This is a genomic window from Paenibacillus sp. GXUN7292 (genome assembly GCF_050864975.1).
In the GTDB taxonomy this organism is placed as follows: domain Bacteria; phylum Bacillota; class Bacilli; order Paenibacillales; family Paenibacillaceae; genus Pristimantibacillus.
Genome location: NZ_JBOZWO010000055.1, coordinates 1 through 13,501 on the forward strand (window position 1 = coordinate 1; position 13,501 = coordinate 13,501).

The 13,501-nt window shown below is 48.2% G+C and carries 9 protein-coding genes; 6 read left to right on the forward strand and 3 right to left on the reverse strand.

Translation table 11 applies throughout. The features are described from left to right. Window positions 1-621: 621 nt before the first annotated feature. Both ACRRU2_RS26405 and ACRRU2_RS26410 read right to left on the reverse strand, forming a co-directional pair. The gene (locus ACRRU2_RS26405; RefSeq protein WP_432506267.1) at window positions 622-1,440 is read right to left on the reverse strand and encodes a phytanoyl-CoA dioxygenase family protein; all 819 of its coding nucleotides are present in this window, start codon (window positions 1,438-1,440) and stop codon (window positions 622-624) included. A 109-nt stretch (window positions 1,441-1,549) separates the two neighbouring features. Continuing rightward, on the reverse strand, window positions 1,550-2,437 hold the full coding sequence (locus ACRRU2_RS26410; RefSeq protein WP_432506269.1) for an AraC family transcriptional regulator: 888 nt from the start codon (window positions 2,435-2,437) through the stop codon (window positions 1,550-1,552). 143 nt (window positions 2,438-2,580) lie between these two features. On the opposite strand from ACRRU2_RS26410, the gene ACRRU2_RS26415 reads away from it, so the two are divergent. Continuing rightward, window positions 2,581-3,510, forward strand: a complete 930-nt coding sequence (locus ACRRU2_RS26415) for an AraC family transcriptional regulator (RefSeq protein WP_432506271.1) — start codon at window positions 2,581-2,583, stop codon at window positions 3,508-3,510. Between the two features lie 167 nt (window positions 3,511-3,677). On the opposite strand, the gene ACRRU2_RS26420 is transcribed toward ACRRU2_RS26415, so the two are convergent. Continuing rightward, a complete protein-coding gene (locus tag ACRRU2_RS26420; protein WP_331697411.1) occupies window positions 3,678-3,857 on the reverse strand; it encodes a hypothetical protein in 180 nt (59 codons plus the stop codon). A 210-nt stretch (window positions 3,858-4,067) separates the two neighbouring features. Here ACRRU2_RS26420 and ACRRU2_RS26425 point away from each other — a divergent pair, with 210 nt between their 5' ends. From ACRRU2_RS26425 to ACRRU2_RS26445, 5 genes are all read left to right on the forward strand, one after another. Beyond that, window positions 4,068-7,172 (forward strand): DUF4855 domain-containing protein, encoded by a 3,105-nt coding sequence (locus tag ACRRU2_RS26425; RefSeq protein WP_432506273.1) that lies wholly within the window; start codon window positions 4,068-4,070, stop codon window positions 7,170-7,172. Window positions 7,173-7,236: 64 nt separating this feature from the next. After that, window positions 7,237-8,349 (forward strand): SGNH/GDSL hydrolase family protein, encoded by a 1,113-nt coding sequence (locus ACRRU2_RS26430; RefSeq protein ID WP_432506275.1) that lies wholly within the window; start codon window positions 7,237-7,239, stop codon window positions 8,347-8,349. A 307-nt stretch (window positions 8,350-8,656) separates the two neighbouring features. After that, complete coding sequence (locus tag ACRRU2_RS26435) at window positions 8,657-10,048, forward strand: ABC transporter substrate-binding protein (RefSeq protein ID WP_432506277.1); 1,392 nt, start codon at window positions 8,657-8,659, stop codon at window positions 10,046-10,048. Window positions 10,049-10,123: 75 nt separating this feature from the next. Continuing rightward, entirely contained in the window at window positions 10,124-11,869 is a 1,746-nt protein-coding gene (locus tag ACRRU2_RS26440; RefSeq protein WP_432506279.1) for a DUF4855 domain-containing protein, read from the forward strand. Next, a complete protein-coding gene (locus tag ACRRU2_RS26445) occupies window positions 11,811-13,421 on the forward strand; it encodes a DUF4855 domain-containing protein (RefSeq protein WP_432506281.1) in 1,611 nt (536 codons plus the stop codon). The genes ACRRU2_RS26440 and ACRRU2_RS26445 overlap by 59 nt, the downstream gene beginning before the upstream one ends. The last annotated feature ends 80 nt before the right edge of the window (window positions 13,422-13,501 follow it).

Here is a 13,501-nt window from a genome sequence, read left to right on the forward strand (position 1 = left end):
AAGAAGGGCTCTCGCTGGGCCCTTCTTTTGTTGTAGTTTAGGAAATTATGCATTCATTAATGCACATGGTGCAACAGGGACGATGATGGTGTAGTTCTGTATGTTTGGCGTACGGTGCGGCCGTTGAGCTCGATTGGATCCTAATGATGCGGACACTGATGTCCGTTAGCGCTCATTTTTCGCCAACTTCCACTTTCTAGCGGACAGAAATGTCCGTCAGCGAGAAGAAAGCTAGAGAATTCGATGGAGTTTTCTTCTAATGGTCATAAGTGTCCGCATAGGCAACAAAAAGACTGCTTTTTGGTTCTAACGGTCATGGATGACCGCACCGCCATTAGCGACGCATCGTTTTGTTCTAGAAATAGGGACTACACATTTTCTGATGGAAGTTGAAAGTAACCTTTGCTTGAACTCTCGGCTGTCCACGTATTCCACTCTGAAGTCAAAGCTGTACAGTTGAAAAAGGAAAAGCCGGCGGAAGAGTAACCTCGGCTAGCAAGTTAGGTCACCAATAGGTGACTTTGTTCCTTTTACATGAAACCAGCATGGCGAATGGCCGCCATCCTTAGCAGATAGCGGATGTATTAAGTCCGCGATTCTAGATGGAAGATAATCATTCGATTAACCGCGTTCATAGGCAACAGGAAAACAGTCCCCGGCGAAAAGCTCCCCTTCGTTAGGTTTGGCTAGTATGACCGCAATGTTGTCCTCCGAGGCTGTTCCCGACTTGTAGCGGGTATTCTCGGACATAAGGTGAATGGCGAGCGAGCGCCGAGGAGCAGCGGTTACATTCGGGCCGCTTCCATGGAACGTCAAGGCGTGGTGGAAGCTGACCTGTCCTGCCTTCATATTGAGAGGAACGGGCGCGAATGTATGCCCATCGGACTTACGAAGCGCTTCCTCTTGTTTTTGTAAATTCTGTTCGTGAAAATCGCTTACATTGCATAGTCCCCATTTATGGCTACCGGGTACAGCCTGCATACAGCCGTTGTCCAGAGTCACATCGTCAAAAGCGACCCAAGCCGTAATCAACGTCGGCTCTACGGCGCATTGCCAGAAAAAGTAGTCTTGATGCCAGCCTACATTGGCGCTAGCCTGAGAAGCTGGATCGCCCGGCTTATACAACAACTGATCGTGCCAGACGCGCACGCTGTTCGCCGCCAGCAAAGTGGCAGCGATCTCTCCGATTTGGGGATTAGTCGCTAATTGGCGAATCGTATCATCTGCCCAATGGCTGTTATTCGCTTGGCGCAATCCTGGTCCTCCGCTCCAATTCGACCAAGGGGCCCGCCCTGTAGTATATTCGCCGTTGAACACGTTATCCATACTCAACCTTAATTGTTCCAACTGCTCATCGCTAATTAACTTGGGAGAAATCCAATAGCCGTTTTTCTGATAAAACTCAAAATCATCCTTACTGATTAGATTGCTAGTATGCATGATTGCAGCTCCTCTCTAATTGTGTTCAGACAAAGTATAATTGAAAGTGCATACATTGTATGTCACGTCAATGCTCCCTAACTTAACGTTTTTGAACATATTGCTCGGCCTAGTCTGCTTCACGATATTGACGGGGAGATTGACCTGTGCAACGCTTGAAAAACATACTGAATTGATGAATAGAGTGGAAGCCTAAATCCTCCGCGATTTCGGTAATGGGGATGGAGGTTTCACGCAGCCAATACTTTGCTCTATCGCAGCAAAATCGGCGGATATACTCGCCGAGAGATATGCCCATCGCACGTTTAAACTGCCGATCAAGATGAGTTCTGCTCCAATATACTGCTTGTGCCAGTTTATCAACATTCAGACGCAAGCCGGCTTGTTGGTGGATCAGATCCATAACTAAGCGTATTTCTGGTGTAAGCGGCAAGGTGTTGTTTTCATATGCGACATGCCGCTTGAATTGTCTGAGAGTGGTGATCAGAAACTGGTTGAACAGACTCGTGACCATGTAATCATTCCAGCTTTCTGCAGATTGAACCTCATCGAGCATCGCGTTGAATAGCTGTCTGGCTACGCATTCTTGCGAGGATTTGATCGTATGCTCAGTCAGCGAATAAAATTCGGTCTCCAGATGGTGCATATGCGTCAACGTGAATCCAAGATAGTAGAGAGTATAAGGGCGACCGCCGCTTGCAGCCCCTTGATGAATATCTCCGGGTTTCGCTAGAAACAAAGCGCCTTCCTCCACCGGATAGAACTTGTCGCCTGCAGTAAACCAGCCCTGCCCCTGGCTGATATAGCAAATTTCAAAGTGATTGTGATAGTGGGCAGGCACATACCAAGTTTCGTTCCGGTTGACGCCGATATAGGCTAGGCTGTTCAATTGTTGATGGAAAGGCAGGTGGAAGCAAATCTCCTGATCGTTGCTGGCAATTCTGGAGAGGGTCGGTGTTTCGAACCTCGCAATCACTTGCTGACTGTTATCTTTCACGCAAATCCCCCCATATTTAGGCGTATGTTGTCGCTATTCAGTGTCGACAATTAATGATATGATAACTCATAGGACGAAGTTTGTCCCTCTTAATGAAAGTGCTTACTTGTATGTAAGATCCTGCAAACAAGGAGGAATTTCACTTGAAGCTGATCAGAGTTGAAGAGGACATGTTATCTCGAAAGAACGTGCACACGTTTATGTCGACTTCTGAAATGCAAGAGCAGTTGTCCTTGAAATTGTATAAAATTAATGAAACTTACGAAGCCTATCGACTTGACCATACGCATGACTATTTTCAGATCTGGTATGTCAATAAAGGCGAGTTTATGCATTCAATCGACCGCCACAAGTACAGAATGGTCAGAGGCAACCTGTTCGTTATTCCCCCGTTTGCCGTTCACCGTGTGGATCTGATTCCCGGCAAAGAGTTCGAGATCTACGGTTGCGAATTTCTTCCGCAATTTATTAATGATCGTTTCGACCAATTGCCGTTTAACAAGGACGTTTTCGATTTTGCCTATCTGGAGCATTTTCTCGTCGATGACGATGAGATTACACCGAAAATCGCTCTCGCCGGGCAGATTGATATCGATGTAAAGCAGTTACTCGAAGAGATGTTCAACGAATATCAGACTAGAAGGGCTTATTTCGAATTGGCCCTAAAAGGGAGCTTGCTGAAGCTGCTATCGATTATTATGCGTGAATATGCGTTGGGCGCTAATCAGGAATTAAACAATAAGCTTGATAAATATCGCCATGCAATCACCTCGGTGCTTGATGAACTCAAGAAGCGTTATCACGAGGATATCACGCTTGAGGAGATCTGCAAGAAGGCGCTGCTTTCAAAAACTTATTTTTACATTTTGTTCAAGCACTTTGTGGGCAAAACGTTCAATGAGTACATCATAGAGCTGCGTGTTCAGAAAGCGATGTCTCTGCTGCAGTCGAATTTGTCGGTCACGGACGTCTGTTTTTCCGTCGGATTTAATAGCGTATCTTATTTTTCGCGTGTGTTCAAAAAGATAACAGGCGTTTCTCCGTCCAACTATAAGAAAAACGCATTGATGTGAGGGGAGGGGGCGAGAATGAGAGCATAAAACATCCGCCGCCTGCCCCGCTGCTTATTCCAAAATAAAACCTTTAAAATCCACCCGTTGCAATGCTCCTGTGAAAACCTCCTGTCTATAAAGACCCAGCACCACATAGGCTGCTGTTCCGCCAAAATCCTATTCCAAGATCATTGGGCGAAGTGATGTCTCTCGCTTAACGTGTTTTCCGTCCAATCCGTCGTATTGGCGCCATCCACCGTACTGTCACCGAAAAAAGCGACCGGAAATTTACTCCCCTGCAGCCATACCGCCCAAGCATCATTTAATGTGTAAATTGTTCGCGGTATCAATGCTTCGGTATCATGCATAGTCCCACTCCCCAATCATTTATTGTCCATACATGCAGAATAGCACAACGACTAGTATCGCGGCAGTGAATAATAAGTTTGAAGAAATGTGCAAGTCGGGTGGAATCGGAGTAAAGCATTTGCAGCGGAGAACCGATATAATGACGTCATTAACTTCTGAGAGCTCTGCTGATACAGAAGTTGAAACTACTAGGAAAAGGGGAATGATATGTGCGCAAGTCAAAACTTTTTCTCATTTTATTGTTAACGCTTACATTAGTTTGGATTACGGCATTCAGCAAATCGAACACGCCAACAAATGCAGCCAGCCCGAGCGGTTCAGACATTTTCGACGACCCGAATTTTGTTCAGCCCGATTACCCGATCGACGACTACCTTAAAGCCGTCGTTAAAAGGGACGGCGAAAGGAAGATGATCTCAAAGGGTGCGGCGTACAGCTCCGACTTCCTGTCCAGCGAGCATTATCCCGATAACGAAGGCAAGGAATTAACCGACGGTCAGCGCGGTCAGCTTAATTTTATGGACCCCGAATGGACCGGCTTTGAGCTTAAGGGAGAGTCGGGACTGACATTAACGCTTGATTTGGGCGAAATGACAGACGGCATATCCGATATCGAGCTGTCCGTCCTCAGCTGGGCTAGTATCGGGGCGACGGCTCCCGATTCGGTCAAGTTTTCTTTCTCAAACGATGGAGAGAACTTTATTGACCTAGGAACCACCTATATGTCGGGAAATAACATCGGAGTATACGATGAGCTGTTCACCCTCAGGTTAGGCAAGTCAGTTTCGGCAAGGTATATAAGGGCAATATTGCCGGCAGGAAGCTGGTGGTTATTTATGGATGAATTTGCAGTCAACACATACGAAGAAAAGGTTCAGACCGAAATACCCGTATACGGTGATTTAGGCAAGCTGCTTTATACCTCGGAACCGATCGCCAAGGTTGAGAATGAAACTTTTTGGGACTCTTCCGAAAACGACTACGAAAACGAGATCAACCTCGTAAAGGGACTTATCCAAAAAGTTTATGTCCCTCTCCCGCTGACCGACAGGTATTATACATCGTACAAAAACAGTACCGCCGATAGTCCTTTTTTGACCGACGGTATTAAGGACAGCAGTATATGGTCGGACAAATACTATAAATCCGTTCACGGCATCGAGCGCAATATCGTTTTTGACCTTACGAAAACTTCCGTTGTTTCTGGCGTAAACATCGGCATCGCGCAAAACGGCGCGTCAGGCATTTATCCTCCCCGCCTCGTAGAGGTTTGGCTTTCCGACAACGGAGTTGAATGGGAAAAGGTCTACCATCACGGAGCCGTAACCGGTCCAGACAATTCGAGATTCGACTTCAGGATCGACCTTGATAAAAAGTATAAAGCAAGGTTTATCAATATAAAATTGGGTATTTCCACCTTTGTGTACCTTGACGAGATCGAGGTTTTCGGCACGAAAAAGGTCGGCGGCGACGCGGTCGCTTTGAGACCAACAGGAAGCTTTGAAACAGAATTCAAAGGAGATTATGTCCGCCCCAACGAGGAAATATACTCCGGCGCGCAGCATGTGTTGCTCGCCCCGTTTATGAAGGATGCCTCAAAGCCCTCCGAAGGGATAACAGCCGAGCAATGGCTGCCTTATATCGCGTACCTCGACAAATCCGGCGCTGTTAAAGACACGATGTTTGACTCTGTCCTGATGGGCGAGTACAACACAACCTTCGGCAGTCAAAGGGATGCGGCGTCGCTGCGGAACTATATCGAAAACCTTTTTTCAGAAGGATATAATCTCGACGCTCTCGACAGTGTCGCGGAAGATGTCAAAAAGGCGTTAGGGCTTAAAGAGCTTAAAATCCCCGTAACGCTCAGCCTGCCGAGCCTGAACAGGAACTTTGTCAGCGGCGACTATAACGGCGACGGCGTTGTGGAGAATTTGTCTACGCTCGAGGGACTGAAAGCAGTCGCGGACTGGTTTATGAGCGAGGTCGAAAAGAGCTTCGGCGACGCCGAGTATAAAAACCTTGAATTCCACGGGTATTATTGGATGCATGAAGCCGTCGAATACCAGATGCCCTTTGAAACAGATCTTATCAGATATATTTCCGACAAAAGTCAGGAAAAGGGTTATCTGCTGTCCTGGATACCGTGGAACAACGCGAGCGGTTACCAAGAATGGGATAAGCTTGGTTTCGGCGTGACCTCGATGCAGCCGAACTACGCTTGGTATGACCATTCTAAAGAAGTCATAGAAGAAATCGCGATGGAAGCGAAGCTGCTCGGAATGAGCGTCGAGATTGAGATCCATCCGTCCGCGCCTTTTTCCAAACACTATTTCGATAATTATGCCGAATACCTCAGGGGCGGTATAGATTACGGATATATGGACGCGATCAACTTCTATTATCAGGGCGGAATGCCCGGCGAGTATTATGTCTCGTATTCGGATGGCAGCCTTTACGGTAGGGCTATTTACGATTATACCTACAGGTATATCAAGGGTACGCTGATCGCCGAAAAGCTGACCGACAGCGACCGTACGGTAAATCTGTTCGCGGGCAAGAGTTATAACGGCAAGCTTAACGAAGCTGAAGCCGAGCATGTCTTTTATGAGCTTGGGGTATCCCCGACTTACGGAAGTGTCAAGCTCAGCCCGAACGGTGATTTTACTTATATACCGATGGACGGTTTTGAAGGCAACGACTCGTTTACCTACACCTGCTACAACGGCTTTTCGGAGCAAAAGGATGTGAACGTAACGATCAAGGTCAGAAAAGAACTCGTCGAAAGCAGCGATGCTGATCTGAAGCAGCTGAGCGTCGACGGCAAACCGATATTGGGCTTTGACCCGGCTGTCACGAGCTACACGGTCCATGTGCCGTATGCGAAGACATCGGTATCGATTGCAGCAGACGCGCACGATACGAAAGCAAAAGTGGCTATTGCAGGCGGCCACAATCTGGCGGTCGGCGCCAACGCCGTCACGGTCACCGTCACTGCGCAGGATAGCTCGACGAAAACGTATACGATCAACGTAATCCGGCAAGCGGCTGTGCTTGTCACTGCCGTTGACAATGGCAATAAGCAGACAACGGTACGCTTCCCTATCAAATCCGCCAACGGCAAGGGGTACTCGGTATATCTCTCCGAAAGCGGAGTCAACGGCAGCTTCAAGCGGTACGATAATGTCAACTACAACGCCAAGGGTGTGAACATCAAGAAGCTGACAAATGGCAATACCTATTATGTGTATATCACGTATGAGGAAAACGACATGGTAACGATGCAGAGTGCGGTGATCGAGCTCAAGCCCCAATGAGCGCATCAACCGCACAAAATGGAAGAGCAGTAAAATGAACATGCCAAAGGAGAATCTACGATCTATGCCGAAACGTCCAAAACCAATCGATGCCATCCACCTTGACTCGAACATGTCTATTAAGAAAACGGATAGCGGATCGCTGCAATGGTTGTCACCGCTCGAAAGCCCATTTCACATAGCGGGTTTTCCATGGTTCGCACAGGAGAAAAAATATCGTCGTATGCCGTCATCTCCAGCATTGCAAATGCCCGCGCCCGTTGACTATCTCGCGAATTGTACGGCGGGAGGGCAAATTCGGTTCCGCACGAATTCATCAAGATTGTCGCTAAAGGTGAAGCTATACGGACCTAGCGATATGTATCATATGCCGGCAACGGGACAAAGCGGGTTTGATTGCTATTTGGGAGAACCTGGGGAGCAGTATTATATCAGTACGGCACGCTTTGACCAAAATTGTTCTGAATATGAGGTTGAACTGTACAATTGGAACAGCAAACGGGAAGTTTGCGTAACATTGAATTTTCCGCTGTACCAAGGCGTGGAGGAAGTATGGGTCGGGGTTGACGAGGACGCGGAAATCGGCACCGCTCCAAGCTACGCCAACGATAGGCCAATCGTCATCTACGGCACGTCGATCACGCAAGGCGGATGCGCAACGCGCCCCGGGATGGCGTATCCGAACATTCTGAGCCGCTTGATCCCGCAGGAATTTATTAACCTCGGTTTTTCCGGAAGCGGCAGGGGCGAGCCGGAAGTTGCCCGGACGATTGCCGAAATTCCGAACCCGTCCATGTTTATATTGGATTATGAAGCAAATTCGGAAACGATAGAGGAAATTTCGACGACACTGCCGCAATTTATTCATATTTATCGCGAGCGCCATCCCGACGTGCCGATTGTGGTCGTTTCCAAAATACAATTTGCGGGGGAGCGTTATTACGATGAAATGGTGAACTTGCACGAAGGGAGAAAAAGGGTCCAGGAAGAAACAGTCATGTGTAGGCGCAAGGATGGGGATGTCAATCTCCACTTTGTTGACGGATCGAATCTGCTCGGCGAAGCTGCAGAAGAATGCACCGTTGACGGCGTGCACCCGACTGACCTAGGCTTCTGGCGCATGGCTAAGTCGCTTGAGCCCGTAATCAGTAAACTATTAGCCTCTTCAAGGGGCTAACTGAAATCCCGTTCGTTCAAGAGGTAAATGATAGAAACGGATGATCGTGCGTGAAAAAAACGGAAAAGCGATTATACAACGATTGTTCACTATGATGAGAAGCGATGAATTAAAAAAAAGCGCGAAGAAAAAAATAACCATCTTATATGATGGTTATTTTTTTTACTAGAAAGTTTGAAGAAATGTGCAAGTCGGGTGGAATAGGAGTAAAGCATTTACAGCAGCGAATCGCTATAATAACGTCATCAGCTTCTGATAGTTTGCTGATATGGAAGTTGAAACTATAATAGGAAAAGGGGAATGGCAGGTGTATAAGTCAAAGTTTATTTTGGTATTAATGATTGCGCTTTCATTGGTTTGGGTCACGGCGTGCAGCAAAACGAATGGACCGGTAAATTCGGAAAGTCCAAGCGGTACTGCGCAGCAGAGTACGTCGAGCCCAGAAACAACGCCGAGCGATGAGCCTAAAGAGCCTGAAATCAATATGAATGGTGAAAAATTGACGATTCTGACTTTGGCGGCACCGCCGCAAGAAGATACGCCGATAGGCGCAATGCAGTTGAAACGATGGAAGGAAGTCGAGAAGAAATACAAGGTCAAAATTGACTGGGTTCAAGTGCCTTGGGGCGAAGCGATCAACATGGTAACGAATGCGGCTTTATCGGGGGACGCTGTCGCTGATTTTGTAATGATCGATTATTATCAAGCGATTCCGGCAATTAAGCAAGGCCTGTTTATGCCGTTGGATGACTTTTTTGATTTTAATGATCCCAAATGGCCGAAGAAGATGAAGGACTGGAGCTATTTTGACGGGCACTATTACAATGTCGTAGACAATTACTTTAATTCTTCCGGATTGTTCTACAATAAAACGATGTTACAGCGCGAAGGACTGCCGGATCCGCATGATCTGGTGGAAAAAGGCGAATGGACCTGGGAGACTTTCCTGAATCTGGCGAAGCAGGTTACGAAGGATACAAACAGCGACGGTGTGACTGACCAATGGGCGATTACAAGCTCGCTTGGACCGATGCTGAGAACTATTGTTTATTCTAATGGCGGGTCATTTATTCAAGAGAAAGATGGAAAATATGTATTTGCGCATGACGATGCGAAGACGATGGAAGCGATTCAGTTTTTCAGCGACCTCTTCAATACACATAAAGTAGCAGCACCGCCGCAGGGCGATCCCTTCGATTATGTCTACTATGCGGATGCGCAAACTCGGTTCAATACCGGCAAATCAGCATTTGTTGTTGGGGACATATGGGAAGGCTCGACGCGAGCGGACATGACTGATGAACAGGGCTTTATTTACTTCCCGAAAGGGCCGCAAAGAACCGACTCCTGGCAAGGCAGCATTACTAACTATGGCGGCTTCTATATGCCCGCAAGTGTCCAACGTGCGAAGGAGAAAGCGAAGATATGGGAAGAGATGCAGCTCTGGGATCAAGTTGCCTCCTCGAATCGGGCAGCGGCAGAAAACCAGTTGCTTGCGGATGAGAAAGATATCGAGGTTATGCTGGATTCCTTGAATCATACAGAAGTTGTATATGCGATGACAGGCACGGAACATGACATTTTTTGGAACATTGCTAACCCGATCGTAACCGGTGGCGACAGTCCCGAAACGGCAATTGAAAAAATCAGGCAGACAACGCAGGATGCAATTGACCAAGTCTATAATACGGCTCCTTAATTGATTGGCAAGCAATGAATAACGGGGTGAGACCGTTTTATAGGGGCGGCGTTTACCCCGATGGGGGTGTATGGTGTGCGAAACTCGTATTTTCACAAGATGGGTTTTATACGGATGACGAAGGGGCTTATTATCGGTCTGCTAATCATGGTAGTTTTGAGCCCGTCCAGCTCGACAGCCTCGAACGGAATCGCGAGCAGCGTCTGCGGGGGCAACTCGGCTCCGTCAACATCTGCGCCGATTAACTTGGCTTTGCACAAGTCGTATACAATTGCAACGACAGCGCCGGATGAAGCGTTCGCTTCCAGTGATGCGAACTATCCGGATGGCGGAAAACTGACAGATGGGGTGTTCGGTTCCGATCAAGGCTGGTGGAGCGCTGGGTGGTTGGGATGGGCGAGACAAGACACACGGCAAATCGTCATCGATTTGGAATCGGTAAGCACTGTAAACAGCATCCGTATGCGGTTCTTTCAGGAACGCCAATCGGCAGTGCTTTTCCCAAGCCAGGTGAAATTTGAACTATCTACTGATCGCGTAAATTGGTTCGTGCTGGGCAATGCGTCGGCAGGTATACCGAATGATCAGGAAGGAACTTTGACGGAATGGATTACCTTGCATGATCTGAATCATGCTGGCCGCTATATTCGAGTAACGGTCCCGGTGAGAAAGTGGGTGTTTGCTGACGAGATCGAAGTTAGTGGACATATCGGGAAAGTGAATAATGCGGTGCAGCCGATCGGCAGCCCGGATAATGCGCTGAATAAAGGTTATCTGGACTCAGATACGCGCCAGATTTTGATTTATACCGGCTATAATCCAGCTAACCCTGATTTTGTGAATTGGACGGCGGAACACTTCAAGCCGTACGCTGGTTACGTGGATGTCAATGGCACGATTCAGGATACGATGTTCAACAGCTTTTTATTCCTGCCGTTTGAAGCGGCGGCGCCTTCCGGCAATCGTTATGACGGTGCGGGAGGCACAACGCGTGCAGATTGGCAATATTTTCTCGATCGACTATTTGCTGCCGGAAAGCAAATCGATGCGTTGAATGATGCGGTTGGCGAAGTTAGAACGGCTTTAGGCAACACCCTATTCACACCGACAGTCTATATTTCCATCCCTTATCCGGCGGAAGCGTCGACCGGTTGGGGGGATATCAACCAGGATGGTGTGGTTGATGAGTTAGACGGCTTCAAACCCGGCACGAATGTGGATGAAGTGACGGCGTTGAACAATCGGGCCGCCGCGATACAGTGGTACGTGGATGAAGTAGAAAGCCGGTTTGCCGCCGGATTGTATTCGAATTTAAAGCTGGAAGGCTTCTACTGGTTGTCCGAGGCAATTGATTATGAGTTTGGACCGAATGAAATGTCGCTACTCCAGCAGGTTTCCGATTTGCTTCATAATCAGAATTACAAGTTTGAATGGATTCCGTACTATCAGGCGAGCGGATTTCAGGACTGGGAGCAGGCTGGCTTTGACGCAGCGCTGATGCAGCCCAATCATATGTTTGACCAAACTTCTTATTCCCGGATTACAGGTACGGCAAACCTAGCCAAGCGTTTTGGAATGGGAATTGAAATCGAGATGGATGCGACGATGCATCTTCAGGGCGAGCGCGACAGGTATTATGACTATTTGGATGGCGGCGTCGAGTACGGCTATATGAACGGCGCATACCTGGCATGGTACGACTGGGTCAAGCATTTGCATACGTTATCCGGATCAATCTACGGAGATATTCGCGAGGTGTACGATGAGACATATCGCTTTATTAAAGGAACCTATGTTGCACGAGCCTGTCGAGTCAACTAACCTGGCGCTGCATAAGACGTACAAGATTTCCGTTCCGCCGGAGTCTGATTACCCAGATTTGGGTGGTGAACTGACAGATGGCATTTACGGTACGACGGATTTTATGGAAGCAAGCTGGCAAGGACATAGCGGCAAGGTTGATCGCAAAGTGATTATTGATCTTGAGACGCCGAGTACGATTGCCGCAATCAAGGCCAATTTCCTGGAAGATATCGGATCTTCGATCTTCGCGCCGGATATGCTGGGCATCTCCGTATCGATTGATGGTGAGAACTGGTCCGAAGTAGCCGTACTAGACAGACTGCCTGCCTGTGGATCGGAGGCAAAATTGGTGTCATTTCATTGGTCGGCTGCCGAGCACGGCGTTCCAGATGGAGCACCTGTGGGATCGACGATCTATGCCCGCTACGTCAAAATTCATGCGATCGTCAATGTATGGCTGTTTATGGATGAGATCGAAGTATGGGGCGTTGCGGGCAAACAGGCAGGAGCGGTAGAACTCATGCCAGGAAAAGATCAGGGCCCGGAAACCGATTATTTGAGGGCAGGCGAAGCGACCGGCGGAATTCGCGATCTGATGCTGTTTTACAACGGACAATATCCGAATGACGCTGGCAACTGGAGCGCTGCACAGTTTTTGCCCTATGTAGCCTACGTGGATCAGCAAGGCGCAGTGCAGGAATGGCTGTTCGACGGGGGAGTGTTCCTGGCGCTTTATTCGGACAAGATGCGCAGTTTCATGGAGGATCCCGGCGCGGAGCCATCCAGAATGGAGGACTGGCAATGGTATCTTAATAAAACGTTCTATGAACAGTCTGGCGACGCTGCCCAATTGAATGAGGCAGTGAAGCAAGCTAAAGCGGCTATCGGCGAACATGGCTATAAGATGAAAGTTGTATTTATGATTCCGTTCCCATCTAGTCAGCAGATGGAATTCGGCGATGTTGACGGAGATGGTGTGTCTGAAAATTTCTGCGATCCGCAGTCAGGACAGGCGGCACGCGAAAGAGCGATTCAATGGTATATTAGCGAACTTAATGCGAAGTGGGAGCAAGCGCAATACGCTCATCTGGAACTGGTCGGGTTTTACTGGCTCCAAGAAGCGGCTAATCCGGACGATCTGGCGCTTCTCGACTTTACGTCGAACCTTACTCGTAGTCAGGGAGCCAAATTGTTCTGGATTCCCTATTTCAATGCAGCTTCGTACTACAAGTGGAACAAGCTTGGAATTGACGCGATGGCGTATCAACCGAATCATTATTTTAACGCAGGTACAACTGCGGATCGGATCGAAGAAGCCGCGCGCATGGCTAAGCTGGCAGGCTCCGGCATCGAGATTGAACTTGATGAACGCGCGTTTCAACAGCCGGCCTTGCGGCAAAAGTACATCGACTATTTGCAGGGCACAATTGCAGCAGGCATAACGCCCGATGTATTCAAAGCCTACTATCAAGGCGTCCGGACGTTCTATCAGGCGGCTTATGATGCTGATCCTCGCAATCGACAGTTGTACGACTGGATTTACGATTATGTGAGAGGCCATCTGATCTGAATCGTACAAGCCGAAGTGGGAATTCACTCCACAGTTCCCATTTCGGACTTTCAACATTTACGACAAGGAATGAGGGTTAA

Excerpts from the sequence above, each read along its gene's own strand:
- ACRRU2_RS26405 (WP_432506267.1), bottom strand. The coding sequence starts at position 1,440 with ATGCATACTAGCAATCTAATCAGTAAGGATGATTTTGAGTTTTATCAG.
- ACRRU2_RS26420 (WP_331697411.1), bottom strand. The coding sequence starts at position 3,857 with ATGCATGATACCGAAGCATTGATACCGCGAACAATTTACACATTAAAT.
- ACRRU2_RS26430 (WP_432506275.1), top strand. The coding sequence starts at position 7,237 with ATGCCGAAACGTCCAAAACCAATCGATGCCATCCACCTTGACTCGAAC.
- ACRRU2_RS26445 (WP_432506281.1), top strand. The coding sequence starts at position 11,811 with ATGAGACATATCGCTTTATTAAAGGAACCTATGTTGCACGAGCCTGTC.